This window comes from Haladaptatus paucihalophilus DX253 (assembly GCF_000376445.1).
Taxonomy (GTDB): domain Archaea; phylum Halobacteriota; class Halobacteria; order Halobacteriales; family Haladaptataceae; genus Haladaptatus; species Haladaptatus paucihalophilus.
Genome location: NZ_AQXI01000002.1, coordinates 364,145 through 381,885 on the forward strand (window position 1 = coordinate 364,145; position 17,741 = coordinate 381,885).

Below are 17,741 nucleotides of genomic sequence, written 5' to 3' on the forward strand. Positions count from 1 at the left end.
AAGGAGACGAGGACGAGACGAATTCCGAAGCGGACGGGGAGTGCTGACACACCTCAGCTATCTTCATGGCGGTTCGACGTCTCGAATCGGACAGAGAATGCCTATCGAGTTGAACGGGTCACGAACGACCGCTCGCGTGATGGTCGAGGACGAGCGCCTCGTCGAATCGGGCTGCCTGAACCAGATTCAGGAACTCATCGACCACCCCGCGTTCACCGAACCGGTGCGGATAATGCCGGACACGCACTGGGGCGCGGGTGCACCCATCGGATTCACGATGCCGCTCCCGGACCGCGTGGTGCCGAACATCGTCGGCGTCGACGTGGGATGCGGGATGTGCGCGACGAACCTCGGCGACGACCTCCCGCTCGCGCACGCGAAGCGCGAGCGGCGGGTCCGCGACGTCGTTCCGATGGGCCGCGAGGTCCACGACTACGACGACGCACCGCACCTCGTGAACGAGTTCCCCTTCGAACGGGCGAACGAGGTTTTCGAGCGATTCGACGCCGCGTACCGGGAACGATTCGGTCGGGCCATCGACCCTATCTCGTTCGACTTCGACGGCTACGGCGAGTCGTACTTCAAGTCCCTCTGTGAGCGCGTCCTTTCGGGGCAACGACAGGGGATGGGCTACGTCATCAAGAGCGCCGGGACGCTCGGCGGCGGCAACCACTTCGTGGAGTTCGCCCGCGGACGCGAGTCGGACGACTACTGGCTCGTCATCCACAGCGGGTCGCGCTACCTCGGCAAGGCCGTCGCCGAGTACTGGCAAGGGCGCGCCTCGGACTACCGCGCGGCCGACCAAATCCGGGACGCGATTCCGGACGGCTACGAGGAGTTCCTCAAGTTCGACCCAGAAACCACCGGCGACGGCGAACTGTTCACGTGGGTCACGGGTGGCATGGGCGAATCGCACATCCGAGCGGAGCGCGTCCGAGAAGCCTTCGACGGCGGCGACATCGAGGACGCCTTCGACGCGCTCTCGGGGTCGAACCTCCGCCCCGACGGGGAGCGAAACGACGACCTCGATTGGCTGGATGGGCGGGAAGCACACGGCTACTACGTGGACATGCTGTTCGCCCAGCAGTACGCCCGCTGGAACCGCGAACTGATGAGCGACGCCATCTGCGACGCGCTCGACGTCGAACCCGTCGAGCGGTTCCAATCGACGCACAACTACATCGACTTCCGCGACATGACGATTCGGAAGGGCGCGACGCCCGCCCGCGAGGGCCAGCGACTCGTCGTCCCGTTCAACATGGCCGACGGCTCCATCATCGCTCGCGGAAAGGGCAACGAGGAGTACCACTCGACGGCGCCGCACGGTGCGGGCCGGACGATGAGTCGCGGCGACGCCTTCGAGACGATTTCGATGGACGAGTTCGGCGAAGCGATGGACGGCATCTACTCCGAGTCCGTCGTCGAGTCGGTGCGCGACGAAGCGCCGATGGCGTACAAACCGGCGGACGCGATTCGAGAGGCAATCGAGCCGACCGCTGACGTTGTGGAGCGGTTGGACGTGGTGCACAACCTCAAGGCGAAGTAGACCGGGTTCGAGGCCGGGTTTTGTTGTGTGAGAATTGCTTTTCAGGTGTTTCGTTACGAGCTGGGTTCGGTCGTTCCGGAATTGCAGTTGCAAGAGAAGCTGTCCGCGAACGCTCGGCCCAGTTCAGTCCATCCACACACCGCACTACTTGTCCTCCTTCACGCGCCGTTCGGCTGACCGGTATCGCCCAGCCCGTCCGTGGTCGGTGGCGCGCGCTGACGGGACGGTTCGACCGAAAAACGTAACGTCACCGGCGACTCGCCGTGAAACCCCACCACGGTCGGTAGCGGGCCGTTTCCTATTCCACCGGTTCGAACACGGGCGCTGGCATGCCGTCCAGTTCGACGGTATCCGCGAACTCGACGGACGCGCCGATTTCGACGCCCTCATCGCCACGGATACGTCCCATGAGCTTCGTCTCCCCGAGGTCGATGACGCCGACCTGATACGGCCCCTCGAATCCCACCGGCGGGACGGTTATCGTCGTCTCGCTGTGAACGGTGCCGGTGGTCGGCAGGGAGCAGGTATCGAGGATTCTGTCGCCACAATCGATGCAGGCGCGTTTGGGCGTCGCGGTGACGTGCCCGCAGGACCGGCATTCGAGTCCGACGAGTTCGCCGTCTTCGAGGCGGTCCCGCCAGTCGGCGTAGGCCAGCGGCCCCGATTCCGACGTTCGGTCCCCGCTCATGCTCGTGCCTCCAGAACGGTGACGACGGTCGTCGCGGCGTCGCCGCCGAGGTTGTGCGCGACTGCAGTTCGTGCGTCATCGACCTGCCGGTCGGCGGCGTCGCCGCGGAGCTGTTCGGTCAATTCCACGAGTTGGGCCGTCCCCGTGGCACCGATGGGATGGCCCTTCGCCTTGAGGCCGCCGCTCGGGTTGACGGGCATCTCGCCGTCGATGTACGTCTCGCCGTCGGCCGCCGCACGCCCGCCGGTTCCGTCCTCGAAGAGGCCGAGCGCCTCGATGGCCAGCACCTCTGCCCCGGTGAAGCAGTCGTGGACCTCGGCGACGTCCACGTCGTCCGCGGTGATTCCTGCCTGTTCGTAGGCTTCGGCGGCCGCGTCGCGGGCCGCCCGGGTTTCGGGAAGCGACGCCTTGTCCGCGAGCGGCACCGCGTCGGTTCGGTGTCCGACGCCGGTCACGGAAACCGGTTCACCGGTGAAACTGTCGGCGAGGTCGTCCGAGACGACGAGGACCGCCGATGCGCCGTCGGAGAACGGGCAGCAGTCCATCAGGTGAAACGGGTCCGCGATGATGGGGGTTTCGAGCACCGCCTCGACGTCGGTGTCGCGGCCGAAATGCGCCTTCGGGTTGAACTGGCCGTGGTGATGGTTCTTGACGGCGACTTCGGCGAGTTGCTCTTCCGTCGTACCGTACTCGTGCATGTGTCGCTTCGTCAGGAGCGCGAATACGCCGGGGAACGTCAACCCGGTCGGTTGTTCGTACTGGCGGTGGGATGCGCCCGCGAAAATTCGGGTCATCTCACCGGTTCCGAGGCCCGTCTCGGGGGTACAGCGCTCGACGCCGCCGACCAAGGCGACGTCGTGGACGCCGGATTCGACCGCCTGCACGGCGTGTTTGAACGCGTTCGAGGAGGTCGCACAGGCGTCCTCGAAGCGCTGACAGGGGATTCCCTGCAACCCGATGTGGGTCGCCAGCTTCGGCGCGAGGTGGGTGTCGGATTCGGTCTGGCCGCCCAGCGCGTTGCCGAGGTAGAAGGCGTCGATTTCGTCGCCAGCGATGCCCGCGTCGTCCATCGACGCGAACGCGGCGTCCGCAAACAGTTCCTCCAACGGTTGGTCGTGCGGGCCGAACGAAGTCATTCCGCCCCCGACGATGGTAGCTCGTGTCACTATACTCACCTCTCTCGGGGAGTGTCAATAATCCACCGCCCGCCGTCGGGCGACGAACGCGAAACCGAAACCGGTCAGTTCTCCCCGTCGTCGCCGGTCAACCGCGCGAGCGTCTCGGCGGACACCCCGGCCTCCCGGAGGACGGATTCGGTGTGTTCGCCGTGGTTCGGAAGCCGAGTCGGAACCGACCGCTCGTCGGATTCGAAGGCCGGGAAGCCGATTCGCGGCGGGGCGTCGTCCGAACTGACGACCATCCCGCGTTCGCGTGCCTGTTCGTGGTCGAAGGCTTCGGTCACGGTGTGAACGCCGCCGACGGCCGTGTCCACGTCGTCCAACTCGGCGAGCCAGTCGGCCATCGTCCGCTCTTCGAAAGTGTCCCGGAGGGTGTCGCGCACGGCCGCCCGAACCGCCGGGTCGTCGCTCAGGTGCTCGTCTATCAGTTCGGGGCGGTCGATGGCGGTACAGAGCGCCGTCCAGAACTTCGGTTCGAGCGCGGCGACCGTGAGGTAGCGGCCGTCGCCGGTGCGATAAACGTCGTAGCAGGGGAACTCGCCCGTCAGCAGCGTTTCCCCCGGACGGGGCGTCTCCCCGCCGAACGCGCTCCCGGCGAACACCTGCGCGAACGACAGCATCACGTCGGTCATAGCGATGTCGAGGTGCGTGCCGCTCGCCCCGCGTTCCCGGGAGAGCAGCGCGCTCACGATTCCGAAGGCCGCGAACAGGCCGCTCGCCATGTCCACCATCGGGTAGCCCGGAATCGCCGGTTTCGAGTCCTCGTCCGGACGCGTCATGTCGAGGAGGCCGGTGAGTCCGGCGTAGTTCAGGTCGTGGCCCGCTCGGTCCGCGTTCGGTCCCGTCTGGCCGTAGCCCGAAAGCGAGACGTAGACGAGTTCCTCGTTGTACTCGGTCAACGTCTCGTAGTCGATTCCCAACCGCTCCGCGACGCCGGGGCGGAACGTCTCGAAGACGACATCCGCCGCCTCGGCCAGTTCGTAGAACGCCTCGCGTCCGGCGTCGTCCGAGAGGTCGAGGGCGACGCTTTGTTTGCCGCGGTTCACCGCCTCGAATATCTCCCCGAAGCCGCTCTCGCCGATGGGTTCCATCGACCGGGCGTAGTCGCCGCGGCCCGGTTCCTCGATTTTGACCACCGTCGCGCCGAGGTCGGCGAGGAGTTGCGTCGCGTACGGCCCGGGCAGGAGTCTGGAGCAGTCGAGGACGAACAGGTCATCGAGTCGCATACGGGGGGAAGGCGGGGAGGCGGTAAATCGTTCGGGGAAAAGGCGAACGACGATAGCGGCGTGACTGGAGTACGACCCAATCCTTCAAACGACTCGCCCGTCAATCGTGGTGTATGGCCGTTTCGGGAACCATCGACGCACACGTCCACCTGATGCCGCCGCGACTGATGGCGGCGATTCGGAAATCGCTGTCGGCGGAGGCGGGGTGGACCTTCGACCACCCGACCGAGCGCGAGGCGATGGAGGCCGAGTTGCGTGCGGCGGGTATCGACCGATACATCGCGCTTCCCTACGCGCACAAACCGGACATGGCGGCGGAGTTGAACGGGTGGGTGTTGGCCGCAGCCGAGGACTCGGCGATGGCGGTTCCGTTCGCCACGGTGCACGGCGACGACGACGTTGCGGCGGTCGTGCGGGCGGCGTTCGAGGCGGGCGCGGGGGGGTTGAAGTTCCAGTGTCCGGTACAGGAGTGCGGTCCGGCCGACCCGCGACTCGACCCGGCGTTCGAGTTGGCCGCCGAGTACGACCGCTCCATCGTGTTTCACGCGGGAACCGCCCCGATGTTCGAATCGAGTCCCCACGTCGGGGCGGACCAGTTCGAGCAGTTCGTCGAATCGTACCCCGAGGTGCGCGCCTGTGCGGCCCACATGGGGACGTTCGAGGCGGACGCGTTCATGGAGTTCGCGCGGGAGCACGAGCAGGTGTTTTTGGACACGACGATGGCGCTCTCGCCGCGTTCGGCGGACGTGTTGGGGTTCGACCCGTCGGAAATCGGGGACGACCAGTTGGCCGAACTCTCCGAATCGGTCATGTTCGGGACGGACTTTCCGAACGTCCCCTACCCCTACGAAGCGGAGCGACGAGGGTTGATAGAGCGCGAGTTATCGGAAGCCGTGTACGCGGACGTCTTCCGTCGAACCGCGGAGCGGTTTTTGGGCGAGCGATAGCGAACACCGGCTCCGTTGAAACCCTTAATCGGTGATAGTTCTACTCGGCCGTGATGGATACACAGCGCATATTCATCGAGGAAAGGCAAATGGATTCGTGGGCGTACATATTTGGCGTCCTGCATCAAAGTTTCAACACGTGAACCAACCCTCCTCGCTCGCCAAACTTCGCACCCGGTTCGATGCGTTCCGTATGAAGAACGCTTCGGAGGCCGAGATACGGGAGCGCCAACAGCGGCGGCTCCAAGAACTGCTCCATTTCGTGCTCCGAAACTCTCGGTTTTACAAGCGACTATACGACGATATCGACCGGCCGATTACGACTCTGGACTCACTCCCACCAGTTACCAAGTCCCAGTTGATGGAACACTTCGATTCAGTCGTCACAGACACAGCAGTGGAGCTCGATGACGTTGCGGATTTCACCGGAGCTACAGCGACTCTCGGCGAGCGCTTTCTGGGGCGGTACCCAGTTTGGATGACCTCTGGGACAACCGGTGAACCGGGCATCTTTCTTCAGGATGACTGGTCAAAGACTGCTACAGATGCTGTCAGGGTTAGATGGGCTCTATCGGCTCTGTTCGATTTGCAGACGATTAAGCGACTGATTCGTCACAAGGGGAAGATTGCCGAGATCGCCGTCGGAGGCGGACACTTTGCTGGGGCCTCAGGCGTCGAAATATTTCGGAAGGAACACCGACGTCTCCAAGACAGGATACGCCTAGTCTCTCCAGACCAGCCCCTCTCGGAGGTTATCGCAGAACTCAACGAATACCAGCCAGCGGTCCTGATTGGATACGCAACTGTCCTCTTGGAGCTCGAACGAAAGCAACGGTCGGGCCAACTGAAGTTGAGCCCCGCCTACATCGCTCCGACTGGTGAACCGATCACTTCCGAAGAGAAAGACCGACTTCGAACGACCTTCGGAGCCAGTGTCAGAGAGATCTATGGTGCCACAGAGTTCTACGGAATCGGAGTCGAGTGCGAGCGCGGGAACGTCCACGTAAATACGGATTGGGTCATCTTGGAGCCTGTCGACGCCGATTATCAACCCGTCGACCCTGGTGAACCGTCCGAAACTGTTCTCGTGACGAACCTGGCAAATCGCATCCAGCCCCTCGTCAGATACGATCTCGGGGATAGCGTCACGATGTACGAGGAACGCTGTCCCTGCGGAAGTGCATTCCCAGTGATCGAAGTTGAAGGCCGGCAAGGCGAAGTCCTGCACTTCGAAACGGACGAGGGGAAGGAGATTCCGATCTTCCCACTCGCACTCACAAGCGTTGTGGAGGAAACCCCCGGCGTCCGTCGTTCCCAGATCGTGAAGACTGGCAGTAAGAGACTACGTATCCGACTCGAGTTCGAGGAGAAGTTCGATGAAGAGTCAGTATGGAAGACAGTCGAGAATGAGTTGTCCGACTTTTTCGCCACTCAGGGAGTCGGCGATATTTCCATAGAACAGGCCACAGAAGCACCTGCACGCGATTCACAGAGTGGCAAGTTCCGACACGTCTGGTCGGAAGCTTGAGAACGGGGCTTGATAAGGCAAGTGAAATGCCTGCTCAACGAACTGGAGTATCCGGGATTTTGGGAGGGCTTGCATCCGGTCAGACTACCGGGCGAATCTGTAACTCTCTGAGGATTTCAACAGAGCCCGAACACCCATTCAGACGTTATTTTCAGTCGAGACAGGAGCGAACGGGGTCGTCGAGCGATGGACGACGAAAACACTATGGTAATCCGTTCGAGAGGAGTGGTGTATGAACCCCGAGCACGCGGCCCGAGAGGCGGTCGACAGAATCGGGGATGGAGGAGAGCCGTTTTCGACGCGAGAGTTTGCGACGGAACTGGGTTGCAGGCCGGACGCCGCCGTGACGAACCTCGAAGCACTCGCCGAGCGGGGCGTCGTGAAGGGGAAAGAACTCCCGTCCGGAAACCGGGTGTGGTGGCGCGACGGCGACCGCGAACGGAACGACGACTCGCAGTTTCACTCGTTGGTCGAGGAGGTAGAGGAATACGCCATTTTCATGCTCGACCCGGACGGGTACATCGCCACGTGGAACAAGGGTGCGGAGAAGATCAAAGGGTACACCGCCGAGGAAGTCATCGGCGAACACTTCTCGAAGTTCTACACCGAAGCCGACGCGGAGGCGGGTGTCCCGGAGCACCACCGCGAAATCGCGGCCGAACGAGGACGCACCGAGTACGAGGGGTACCGCGTCCGGAAGGACGGCACGCGGTTCTGGGCCAACGTCGTCATCACGGCCCTGTGGACCGACGACGGGGAACTCAGAGGGTTCACCAAGGTCACTCGGGACATGACCGAACGGCGGGCGACGAAACAGCGGCTCAAAGAGGAACGCGATTTAATCGAGCAGGCGCTCGAAACCGTCCCGGTCGGCATCGCCGTCGTCCGGTCGGACGGCACGTTCGTCCGGGCGAACTCCCGCGTCACCGACCGGCTCGGCATCGAGGAGTCGAAGCTGGACCGGTACACGGTGCAGTCGTGGGACCTCTACGACGAGGACGACGAGTCGATTCCCCCCGACGACCGCCCGTTTGCGCGGGTCGCCGAAACCGGCGATCCCGTCGTCGATTTTCGGTGCCAGTTCCACCTCGAAGGGGAAGGTCGTCGGTGGCTCTCTATGAACGTCGCCCCCATCGACGACGGGGACGGAATCGACCGTCTGGTATACGCCATCGACGACATCACCGAACAGAAAGAGCGAACCGACCAACTCCTCCGCGAGCGAAACCAGACCGAACGACTGTTGGAAACGTCGCCGGTCGGCATTTACGTACAGGATGCGGACGGAGAGATACTGCTCGCAAACCGACGAGCGCAGGAACTTCTCGGCCTGTCCGAGGAGGAACTGCGGGAAAAATCGGACGACGCCGACGAGTGGCGGACCCTCGACGCGGACGGGGAACCGCTCGCCGACGGGGAGTCGCCCGCAGCGCGCGTCCACGCGACCGGCGAGACGGTGTACGACGAGGAGATCGCCATCGAAAAACCGGACGGCGAACGCCTGTGGCTGTCCATCAGCGCCGGACCCGTGTACGGGCCCGACGGGGAGCTGGAACGGGTCATCTCCACCGGTGAAGACATCACCGACCTCAAGCAGCGAGAACACGAACTCGAACGCCGACGGAGCGAACTCGAAACCGAGTTGAGCGAGATTCTCGGCCGCGTTTCGGACGCCTTCTTCGCGCTCGACGACGACTGGCGGTTCACGCACGTCAACGACCGTGCGGAGGATATCCTCCCGGAATCCGGCGAAGCGGTGCTCGAACGGCGTTTTTGGGACGTCTTGCCCACCGCCACCGAGACGGTCATGTGGGAGGAGTTTCACGCCGCGATGGACACCCAGGAGCCGACCAACTTCGAACTCAACGACGAACGGCTCGGCATCTGGATCGAGATGAACGCGTACCCGTCGGAAACGGGTCTCTCGGTGTATTTCCACGACATCACCGACCGTAAGGAGCGCGAACGCCGATTGGAGCAGTTCGCAAGCATCGTCTCACACGACCTTCGAAACCCGCTTTCCATCGCGCAGATGTATCTGGCGGAAGCCGAGATGAACGGTCGAGAAAGCGATTTCGAGGAGGTGAAACGCGCACACGAACGGATGGAACGGATCATCCGCAACCTGTTGCGGATGGCACAGAACAAGGAGACGGCCATCGAACCGAACGACGTCCCCCTTTCGAGCGTCGTGGAGCGGGCGTGGAACCACGTCAAAACGTTCGACGCGACGCTCTCGGTCGAGGATGCGATGCCGACCGTGCTGGCCGACGAAGACCGACTCAGAACGGTGTTCGAGAACCTGTTTCGAAACGCGGTCGAACACGGCGGCGAGGACGTTGCGGTGCTCGTCGGGGCGCTCTCCGACGGGTTCTTCGTGGAAGACGACGGGACGGGAATCCCCCCCGACGAACGCTCCGAGGTGTTCGACTACGGGCACACCTCGGGGAACGGAACGGGGTACGGACTCACCATTGTCACCGAGTGCGTAGAAGACCACGGCTGGGAGATAGACGTCACCGAATCGTCGAGCGGCGGTGCGCGGTTCGAAATCCGGGGGGTCACGGAGGGAAGCACGCGGACACGACCGCGGTGATCGATTCGGACGACTGCTCCCGCGACTCGTCGTCCCCACGCAACCGCCATCCTCGGGGTGAGAAATAGAGATACGGGGAGACGGCGAACTGAGTCACTTATCCGTCGGGAGCGGATTCGTGTAGGTATGGTCTCCGGAATCCACGTCCAACTCGCGGTGAGCGACGCGGACGGGTGTCCCGTTTCGTCGATCAGCGAGGAGTTCGAAATCGAATCCCTCAGCGTGGCCCAACACGCTACCCGAACGGCGACCGAAGTCGTCGGGGAGCTAACGGTGGACCGGTCCGACGATGCCGGAACGGAACCGGAGGCGGCCGAGGAGGTCTTCGTCGACGAGACGAAATCGGTGTACCGGTACACGCACGACAACGAGTGTCCGTGCCAGCGCGTGCCGAGTCACGGGTGTCCCGTCCGCACCCTCAGGGCCGACTCCGGCCGACTCATCGTCTCGTTCATCGCGCCCGACCTCGAAACGCTCCGGGGCGTCGTCACCGACTTGCGGTCGTGTTGCGAGGGCGTCACGGTGAACCGACTCACGCGCTCGGCGGCCACCGACGAGCGGTCGTTGCTGTTCGTGGACCGCACGGCGTTCACCGACCGCCAGTACGAGGCGCTGGAGACGGCCCACGAGATGGGATATTTCGACTCGCCGAAGGGCACGACCGCCGAGGAAGTCGCCACCGAAATCGGAATCTCCGTGGCGACGTTCCTCGAACACCTTTCGGTCGCACAGACGAAACTGCTCGACCAGATTCTCTCGACGTGACGACGGTCGGGGGTGAATCACCGGTCGTCGAAATCCACGAATCGACCGAACGGGGGATTGAATCGAGGACCACGGTGATTGTTCACACGAGTCTTGGTACCAAATATCGTTAGTTTAAATAAACCCGAGTATGGTAGTGAAAGGTCGTATGCGGAACCCGGACCGACAATCGTGGTGACGCAATGTCTCAATCAGTTTATCACGAAATCGGCGGACAAAGCGCGGTCGAAGCGGTCGTCACGGATTTCTACGACCGAGTGCTGTCCGACGAGCAGTTGATTCCGTACTTCGAGGGGATGGACATGGCGGAACTGCGCGCCCACCAGATTCAGTTCATCAGTTCGGTGGCCGGTGGTCCGGTCGAGTACACGGGTGACGACATGCGCGAAGCGCACGCGCACCTCGACCTCGACGAATCCGATTTCGATGCCGTCGGCGAATACCTCGAAACCGCGCTCCGAACGAACGGCGTGGACGACGAGAACGTCGAAGCCATCATGAGCGAAGTCGTCGCGCTCAAGGACCCGATTCTCAACCGATAAACGCCGCTTTCGACACGCGAATCGGCGTTCTAATACCCGAATCGGCGGTGTAGCGGGGGACGGCAGCGGGACGGACGACGACCGGCCGGAACGACGACGGGACGGTAACGGGACGACCGAACCGACGAAACTGCCGTAATCCATCCGTTTATCGGGGTGAACCCTCTCCGACTAGGCATGAGTGAAGATTTGTTTTCGTACCACTGGACCGCGGAGGGTCCGAGGTGTGGAACGGGGACGCGGTGGTCACGGAGTGAGTAGCGACCGCGACACCCGGACCGTCGTCCTCAGCCTCATCGCGGGCGTCTTCTTCGGCGGCGTCGGCGGCGGCGTCGCATTTCCGACGCTCCCCCGTCTCGGAACCCTGCTCGGGTTCTCGGCGCTGACGGTCGGAATTATCCTCGCCATCAACCGCTTCACCCGGATGCTGTTGAACACGCCCGCGGGGACGATTCTCGACCGGTTCGGAACGCGGCGGCCGATGCTCGTCGGCTTCACGCTCCAAGGGCTCGCGCCGTTCGGCTACGTGCTCGGACTGACGGACGCGTGGACGAACGGACTCGCGGAAGCCGTCCCCGTGACGGCGACCGTCGTGAGCGCCACGACGTTCGCCGGGTCGCGCGTGCTGTGGGGAATCGGGTCTGCGTTCGTGTTCGTCGGCGCGTTCAGCACGGTAACGAAAGTGACGACGCCCGAGAACCGAGGCAAGTGGACGGGGTACTTGCGCGGCGGCCAGAGTCTCGGTTTCCCCGCCGGACTGGTCGTCGGCGGACTCGTGGCCAACCTCTACGGCTTCACCCCGGCGTTTCTCGTGGCCGGGTTCGCGGGGTTGTTCGCGGCGCTCGTCGCGTTCTTCGTCCTGCCGGATTTGAACCCGACCGTCGAGACCGACACCGGACTCCGGGAGATTCCGGGTATCGTCGCCTCGGACGTTCGCATCCTCTCCGTCGGCCTCGTGAACTTCGTCGTTCGGTTCCTCTTCGCGGGAGTGCTCCTCTCGACGGTCGTGGAGTACGCGGCCGTCGTCGGCATCCGCATCGGCTTCCTCGACGCGACGGGCATCAGCGGCGTCGTCATGGCCGTCAGCGTGCTGTTTTCCAGCGGGACGACGCTACTGGCGGGACCGGCGTCCGACCGCGTTTCGAACCGCGCGTTCGTCTCGATTCCGTCGCTCGGCTTTCTCGCCGTCGGCTTCGGCCTCCTCGCGCTGGTTCCCTCGCTCGTGGGAACGTTCGTCGGCGTGGCGGCCATCGGAATCGGCGTCGAGGGCGTGAACATCCCGCTCCTCGCGTACCTCGGCGACATCAGCCCGGAAAACGACGTGGGAAAACTCGGCGGCGTGTACAACGTCTTCGGCGACTTCGGCTCCACGGTCGGCCCTCTCGTCGCCCTCCCGTTCGCGGTACGGTTCAGCTACACGACGGAGTATCTGGGTTGCGTGCTGTTAGTGATTCTGACGGGGGTTCTCGCCGCGCTCACGTTGCTCGGCGAGGACGACCACGAACGGCCCATCGTCGTTCCGAGCGACGACTGAGGACGCTTTCTACGGGTGGTTTCGGTCGGGGAATTCAGCTATCGCGCACCGCCGCACGGAGGAGTCCGGTCCCGTCGGATTCCGTCGGGGAGCGCACCGACAGACACAACTCCCAGTCGTCGGCATCGACCGACCGAGCCCACTCTATCGACACCGATTCGGGGTAGATTCGGCGGAGTTCGATGGCGAGCGGGAGAGTCGGGAGGTACCGTTCGTCCCCCTGTAGGGCGTACTCGGAGAGCCTGACGAGCCACGCTCGCGGGGACACCGCGTCGTCCATCGAGGTGAGTCGGTAGTCCGAGACGATGGACACCGAAACGAGGTACTCCAGCACTGTTTCTATCGTCGCCCCGTCATCGACCGTCGGCGGCAATCGGGCCGCTGCCGACGCCAGCACGCGGGCCTGTTCGTCGGCGGAAAGCCGGTCGGTCAACTCCTCGACCATGCTTTCGAGCAGGATGAGACAGAACTCGTCGCGGTCCGAAATCGACTCCGCGGCGTCCAGATACACGTCCATCACCGCTCGCTCGACGGCGGCGAACCCCTCCGTTGCGAGCGTCTCGAAGAGCGCACCGGTGACGTCGTGACAGAAGTCGATGAGGGGTTGGTGGTCCGTGACCGAATCACCGCCGACGGAACGGGCGGAACGTTGGAGGGTGGGTCGCTGGAACGGCGGTGTGGCGTCCCTCGCCGCGTCGGAACCCCTCGGCGTCTCGCATACGATGAGGTCGTGATAGGGAAGGTGCGGGTCGTAGCGTCGGAGCGCCGCCCGATATTGTTCGGCGAAACGGAGCGCGGTCTGTGCGGTGTCCCTGCTCTCGAACCGTTGTCCCGCAATGGGGACCGGACTCGTCCCGGTTCGACCGCAGACGATGCGGTACGTTCCGCCGTCGGTCGCGAGCGATTCGACGTGCCGACGAATGTCGTGGAGGGTGTTTCCTACCATGTGTCAGTCGTGGTTCCGTCGCGGGGGTCAGCAGGACCCAGCGACGGTACCCGTGTCACCGCCATGTTTTTAGGCTGGCCTAAAACTCTAAAAGTGTTTTGTTTGATTCACGAACGGTCGTAAGTACAGGAACGTTGTTCCGGGTCAGTCGTTGTCGAACGGGACGTGCTTCGCGGCCGCGGAGAGTGCGTCCCTTTTGCATCCGGTAATTGCTAGCACGAGTCGAAATCTTTACGCCGTCGTCCGGAAACCATGGACATGACAGTTCATGAAGAAGGAAATGACGACGATGGATTTCCTCGACCGCGCCGTCGATCTCTACGACGACGTGGTGGGAGTCATTGCGGATGACGGCACGGAATATACGTACGCGGAGTTCAACGAGCGAGTCAACAGTCTGGCGAACGTGTTGGCCGACCGCGGCATCGGACAGGGCGACCGGGTGGCGATGCTCGCATCGAACACGCACTACTTCCTCGAAGCGCTGTACGCGACCAACCATCTGGGCGCGGTGTACGTCCCGATGAACTACCGCCTCGTTCCGGAGAACTACGAATACATCCTGAACGACTGCGAGGCGTCGGTCGTCATCGCGGACTACGACTTCGCCGAGAAGGTGGAGGCGGTCCGCGATTCTGTTCCGGCGGAGACGTTCATCGGCTACGAGGCCGACGAAATCGACGGCGACTGGGAGGACTACATGACTCTCGTGGACGAGGCATCGGCCGACCCGCCGGAGCGCGCCGACCTCTCGGAGGACGACGACGCCAGCATCAACTACACGTCGGGGACGACCGGGGACCCGAAGGGCGTCGTACGCACCCACCGAACCGAACACTGGCACGCGCTCGTGCTCAACCAACACATGGAGATTCGGGACGACGACACCTACCTCTGGACGCTCCCGATGTTCCACTGCAACGGGTGGGGGCACACCTACGCCATCACCGGGACCGGCGGTACGCACGTCTGTCTCCGGAAGTTCACGCCGGAACGAACGCTCGGGAAGATTCGGAACCACGACGTGTCGTTCATGTGCGGCGCGCCGACGGTCCTCAACCGCGTCATCGCCTATAAAGAGAACAACCCGGACGTGGAGACGACGGGCGACCGCGAGTTGCGCATCGCCACCGCCGGAAGCGCGCCCGCGACGGCGACCATCGAGACCGTCGAGGACGACATCAGCTGGCGCATCATCCACATCTACGGCCTGACCGAAACCGCACCCATCATCACGACCTCGAACTCGCCGCGCCGCCTCGCCACGCGCGGTCGGTCACTCAAGGTCAAACAGGGGAGCGAAGTGCTCGGCACCGATGTTCGCGTCGTCCACGACGACGGAACGGACGTTCCCGCCGACGGGCAAACGATGGGCGAAGTCGTCGTCCGCGGCAATCAGGTGATGGACCGCTACCTCAACAAGCCGGAGGCGACCGAGGAGGCGTTCAACGACCGCATCTCGGGCTACTTCCACACCGGCGACCTCGCTACCATCGACGAGGACGGGATGATATCCATCCAGGACCGCAAGAAGGACATCATCATCTCGGGCGGGGAGAACGTCTCGTCCATCGAGGTCGAAGACGTGCTCTACGACCACCCCGAAATCGCCAAAGCGGCCGTCATCCCTACGCCGAGCGACGAGTGGGGTGAATTGGTGACCGCCGTCGTCGTCCCGAAACCCGGCGTCGAGCTATCCGATGCGGACGTGGAGGATTTCTGCCGCGACCGGATGGCGGGCTACAAGATTCCGCGCAAGATTCTGGTGCAGGAAGACCTACCGGAGACTGCGACGGGCAAGGTCCAGAAGTACCAACTGCGCAAGGAATTCTGGGAAGACGAGGATCGGCTCATCGGACAAGGGTGATAGCCTCCTCGAAGAAAGATAGCCCGCTGGAACGCGGCTCGAACCGATCTGCGGTTTTTCTATGCATGTCGAGAACGTGAACTGAACAACCGACAGACACACGATGCCGGGGAACGTTATGGCGGTCGGGGGAAAAACAGTGAGTCGATACGATACGACGCGGAACGTTCTCGAAAGCGAACTACAACGGACGGAGCGGAGGCGATAGCATGGCCGTGGTGGACACCATCATCGTCTTCATCGTCAGCCTGCTCATCGGCGGGTTCGGCATCTACGTCGGGGCGCGGGTGACGACCGAATACGCGGGAAGCTACGGCCACGCCATCGTCACGGCGCTGATCGGGTCGATAGTGTGGGGCATCATCAGCTTCTTCGTCGGGTGGATTCCCATCCTCGGCGCGCTGTTGGCGCTCGTCGCGTGGGTCGGCGTCATCAACTGGCGGTATCCCGGCGGGTGGGGGACGGCCGTCGTCATCGGACTGGTCGCGTGGTTCGCGGCCGCAATCGTCCTCTACCTGTTCGCGCTGTTCGATATCGTCGCCTCGGGCGCGCTCGGAATCCCCGGCGTCTGAGCCGCCTATCAACCCGTTTTACCGGAGTTCCGGGGTCCACACGGACGACGACAGCGAGAGCGGCGGTTCGCGGGAGCGAACCCACCGGGCGATGGCGACCGTTCCGACGACGATAGCGCCGACGCCGACCAGCCCCGCTTCGGGGCCGAACGCCCCGCCGGTGAACACGCGGGGACCGACCTGTTCGGTTGCGATGACCGTCACGGGGAGGCGAAGCCCGCTGACGGAAAAACCGTAGACGCTCGTCTGAAACAGGTTCCACGAGACGTGCAACCCTATCGGAATCGCCAGTTCGCCCGTCACCAGGTAACCCGACGCGAGCATGACTCCCGCGAGGACGATGACGACCGTACTCGTGAGCGTCGCGTTCGGGTTGAAGACGTGTGCGACGCCGAACAGAATCGACGAACAGAGCGTCGCGGCCGCGACCGCAACCTCACCAGACACCCGCGGAAACCAGCGGAAACCCTCCGCGAGATTCGTCAGGATGTAGCCTCTCACCAGCAGTTCCTCGCTGACGCCGACGACGACGAACACGAGAACGGAGGTGAGAAAGACGGTGACGAACGACAGGCCGGACACCGTTCGAAAGAAGCCGGTGACGCGAACCCACCCCAATGCGAGTTCGGTCAGGAATATCGCGGTCATGAGCGTCGCGCCGAGAGCGAGGCCGAACCCGAAATCGAGCCACCACGTCCGCGACAGGTGAAAGCCGAAGTCCGAAAACCGACGCCGGTCGATGAACCGACCGACGAGGTACGTGAAGAGACCGACGATGACCAGTTCGAACGAGGTTCGAAACAACAAGCTTCCGAGACGCCCGAACGACGCGAATTGGAACCCGACGAACGCGGACACCCACACCGGGCGAAGCGAAACCGCCGCGGCGAGCGAAACGACAACGAACACGATTCCGGCGACGACGAACCGCCACGGGAGTCGAAGCCGCCGGTCAGTCGCGTTCCAGAAGACGGCTTTTATCGAAGAGAGCACCACGAAACCGTACGACGAGGAGGGTTGTTAATCCTTGAGCCCACCCGCTGTTCGATTCGACCGTGCGAATAAAAAAGGGGGATTACGGGAAACGTCGGTGTCACCTCGGCGGCGTTATCGGCACTCGGTTCCCGAGATGTTCACGTCGAGCGACGGCAGTGCGCTCGCTTCCTCGTCCCTACCCGCGTCGATGGTCGTCTCGAAGCCGACGTCGACCGCCCCGACGGGATAGATTTGGTCACGAATCTCGCCGTCGGGATACGCTTTCGAGTGAACGTTGACGTAGGTCTTCCCGGCCGTCATCTCGGTAGCAAGGTCGTCGATCGAGGACCCCTCGTAGGGACCGACCAAATCGTCGTCGGAAATCGTCCCGGTAGCGACCACGCTGGTGCCGAAGAGGTACTGTTCCTCCGTGCCACTGCCGTCGATGAGATTAACGACGTGTGGGCCGTTTTCGCCCGACTCGCCCGTGTGGATGTGCGCCTTGGTCACCGGCGCGTCGAGTCCGAACGCGAGGAGTCCGTATTCGAGTTCGCCGTCGGTCGTCCACTGGAAGACGGCGACCCCCCGTCCGTCGCTCTCGTTGGGAGGCACCTCATTCTCCCCAGTTAGTACCCCCGTGCTGAACAGTTCGGTCGGCGGTTGCTGTTCGGCGTCCGAACCCGAATCCGAGTCCGAATCGGTGTCATCGTTTCCGGCGACTACTCCAGCGCCGACGCCGCTGAGGGCGACGGCTCCGAGGCTCAGCAGTTTCAGCGTCTCTCGTTTGTCGGTATCTGGCATCGTGGGACCAATTAGTGAGTCGATTCGAAG

Annotated in this window: 15 protein-coding genes; 9 read left to right on the forward strand and 6 right to left on the reverse strand. The window is 63.3% G+C overall.

Annotation, left to right across the window (positions count from 1 at the left end; translation table 11 throughout):
* Positions 1 to 97 precede the first annotated feature (97 nt).
* Positions 98 to 1,546: an RNA-splicing ligase RtcB gene (locus tag B208_RS0117985; RefSeq protein WP_007981096.1), complete on the forward strand. Its 1,449-nt coding sequence runs from the start codon at positions 98 to 100 to the stop codon at positions 1,544 to 1,546.
* A gap of 298 nt (positions 1,547 to 1,844) precedes the next feature.
* Here B208_RS0117985 and B208_RS0117990 read toward each other — a convergent pair whose 3' ends face one another.
* The 3 genes from B208_RS0117990 to B208_RS0118000 all read right to left on the reverse strand — a co-directional run bounded on the left by B208_RS0117990 (position 1,845) and on the right by B208_RS0118000 (position 4,638).
* Positions 1,845 to 2,234, reverse strand: coding sequence for a Zn-ribbon domain-containing OB-fold protein (locus B208_RS0117990; RefSeq protein ID WP_007981097.1), 390 nt, complete (start codon positions 2,232 to 2,234; stop codon positions 1,845 to 1,847).
* Positions 2,231 to 3,400 (reverse strand): thiolase domain-containing protein, encoded by a 1,170-nt coding sequence (locus tag B208_RS0117995; protein WP_073096645.1) that lies wholly within the window; start codon positions 3,398 to 3,400, stop codon positions 2,231 to 2,233. The genes B208_RS0117990 and B208_RS0117995 overlap by 4 nt, the downstream gene beginning before the upstream one ends.
* A gap of 74 nt (positions 3,401 to 3,474) precedes the next feature.
* Complete coding sequence (locus B208_RS0118000; RefSeq protein WP_007981099.1) at positions 3,475 to 4,638, reverse strand: CaiB/BaiF CoA transferase family protein; 1,164 nt, start codon at positions 4,636 to 4,638, stop codon at positions 3,475 to 3,477.
* A gap of 113 nt (positions 4,639 to 4,751) precedes the next feature.
* On the opposite strand from B208_RS0118000, the gene B208_RS0118005 reads away from it, so the two are divergent.
* The 6 genes from B208_RS0118005 to B208_RS0118035 all read left to right on the forward strand — a co-directional run bounded on the left by B208_RS0118005 (position 4,752) and on the right by B208_RS0118035 (position 12,550).
* The gene (locus B208_RS0118005) at positions 4,752 to 5,585 is read left to right on the forward strand and encodes an amidohydrolase family protein (protein WP_007981100.1); all 834 of its coding nucleotides are present in this window, start codon (positions 4,752 to 4,754) and stop codon (positions 5,583 to 5,585) included.
* Between the two features lie 193 nt (positions 5,586 to 5,778).
* Positions 5,779 to 7,113: a phenylacetate--CoA ligase family protein gene (locus tag B208_RS0118015; protein ID WP_007981102.1), complete on the forward strand. Its 1,335-nt coding sequence runs from the start codon at positions 5,779 to 5,781 to the stop codon at positions 7,111 to 7,113.
* Positions 7,114 to 7,345: 232 nt separating this feature from the next.
* Complete coding sequence (locus tag B208_RS0118020) at positions 7,346 to 9,709, forward strand: PAS domain S-box protein (protein ID WP_007981104.1); 2,364 nt, start codon at positions 7,346 to 7,348, stop codon at positions 9,707 to 9,709.
* 126 nt (positions 9,710 to 9,835) lie between these two features.
* A complete protein-coding gene (locus B208_RS0118025; protein WP_007981106.1) occupies positions 9,836 to 10,474 on the forward strand; it encodes a helix-turn-helix domain-containing protein in 639 nt (212 codons plus the stop codon).
* Positions 10,475 to 10,656: 182 nt separating this feature from the next.
* Positions 10,657 to 11,016 (forward strand): group I truncated hemoglobin, encoded by a 360-nt coding sequence (locus tag B208_RS0118030; protein WP_007981108.1) that lies wholly within the window; start codon positions 10,657 to 10,659, stop codon positions 11,014 to 11,016.
* Between the two features lie 253 nt (positions 11,017 to 11,269).
* The gene (locus tag B208_RS0118035; protein WP_026177933.1) at positions 11,270 to 12,550 is read left to right on the forward strand and encodes an MFS transporter; all 1,281 of its coding nucleotides are present in this window, start codon (positions 11,270 to 11,272) and stop codon (positions 12,548 to 12,550) included.
* 34 nt (positions 12,551 to 12,584) lie between these two features.
* Here the strand turns inward: B208_RS0118035 and B208_RS0118040 are convergent, their stop codons facing one another.
* On the reverse strand, positions 12,585 to 13,496 hold the full coding sequence (locus B208_RS0118040) for a DUF7551 domain-containing protein (protein WP_007981110.1): 912 nt from the start codon (positions 13,494 to 13,496) through the stop codon (positions 12,585 to 12,587).
* 268 nt (positions 13,497 to 13,764) lie between these two features.
* On the opposite strand from B208_RS0118040, the gene B208_RS0118045 reads away from it, so the two are divergent.
* Complete coding sequence (locus tag B208_RS0118045) at positions 13,765 to 15,363, forward strand: class I adenylate-forming enzyme family protein (RefSeq protein ID WP_007981111.1); 1,599 nt, start codon at positions 13,765 to 13,767, stop codon at positions 15,361 to 15,363.
* Between the two features lie 209 nt (positions 15,364 to 15,572).
* Positions 15,573 to 15,935 (forward strand): hypothetical protein, encoded by a 363-nt coding sequence (locus tag B208_RS0118050; RefSeq protein ID WP_007981112.1) that lies wholly within the window; start codon positions 15,573 to 15,575, stop codon positions 15,933 to 15,935.
* Between the two features lie 18 nt (positions 15,936 to 15,953).
* Here the strand turns inward: B208_RS0118050 and B208_RS0118055 are convergent, their stop codons facing one another.
* Entirely contained in the window at positions 15,954 to 16,931 is a 978-nt protein-coding gene (locus tag B208_RS0118055) for a CPBP family intramembrane glutamic endopeptidase (RefSeq protein WP_018129035.1), read from the reverse strand.
* Positions 16,932 to 17,042: 111 nt separating this feature from the next.
* Positions 17,043 to 17,711, reverse strand: a complete 669-nt coding sequence (locus B208_RS0118060; RefSeq protein WP_007981114.1) for a CHRD domain-containing protein — start codon at positions 17,709 to 17,711, stop codon at positions 17,043 to 17,045.
* Positions 17,712 to 17,741: the final 30 nt, after the last annotated feature.

Coding starts and splice junctions, on each gene's coding strand:
- B208_RS0117985 (WP_007981096.1), top strand. CDS start 98: ATGCCTATCGAGTTGAACGGGTCACGAACGACCGCTCGCGTGATGGTC.
- B208_RS0117990 (WP_007981097.1), bottom strand. CDS start 2,234: ATGAGCGGGGACCGAACGTCGGAATCGGGGCCGCTGGCCTACGCCGAC.
- B208_RS0118000 (WP_007981099.1), bottom strand. CDS start 4,638: ATGCGACTCGATGACCTGTTCGTCCTCGACTGCTCCAGACTCCTGCCC.
- B208_RS0118005 (WP_007981100.1), top strand. CDS start 4,752: ATGGCCGTTTCGGGAACCATCGACGCACACGTCCACCTGATGCCGCCG.
- B208_RS0118015 (WP_007981102.1), top strand. CDS start 5,779: ATGAAGAACGCTTCGGAGGCCGAGATACGGGAGCGCCAACAGCGGCGG.
- B208_RS0118020 (WP_007981104.1), top strand. CDS start 7,346: ATGAACCCCGAGCACGCGGCCCGAGAGGCGGTCGACAGAATCGGGGAT.
- B208_RS0118025 (WP_007981106.1), top strand. CDS start 9,836: ATGGTCTCCGGAATCCACGTCCAACTCGCGGTGAGCGACGCGGACGGG.
- B208_RS0118030 (WP_007981108.1), top strand. CDS start 10,657: ATGTCTCAATCAGTTTATCACGAAATCGGCGGACAAAGCGCGGTCGAA.
- B208_RS0118040 (WP_007981110.1), bottom strand. CDS start 13,496: ATGGTAGGAAACACCCTCCACGACATTCGTCGGCACGTCGAATCGCTC.
- B208_RS0118045 (WP_007981111.1), top strand. CDS start 13,765: ATGAAGAAGGAAATGACGACGATGGATTTCCTCGACCGCGCCGTCGAT.
- B208_RS0118050 (WP_007981112.1), top strand. CDS start 15,573: ATGGCCGTGGTGGACACCATCATCGTCTTCATCGTCAGCCTGCTCATC.
- B208_RS0118060 (WP_007981114.1), bottom strand. CDS start 17,711: ATGCCAGATACCGACAAACGAGAGACGCTGAAACTGCTGAGCCTCGGA.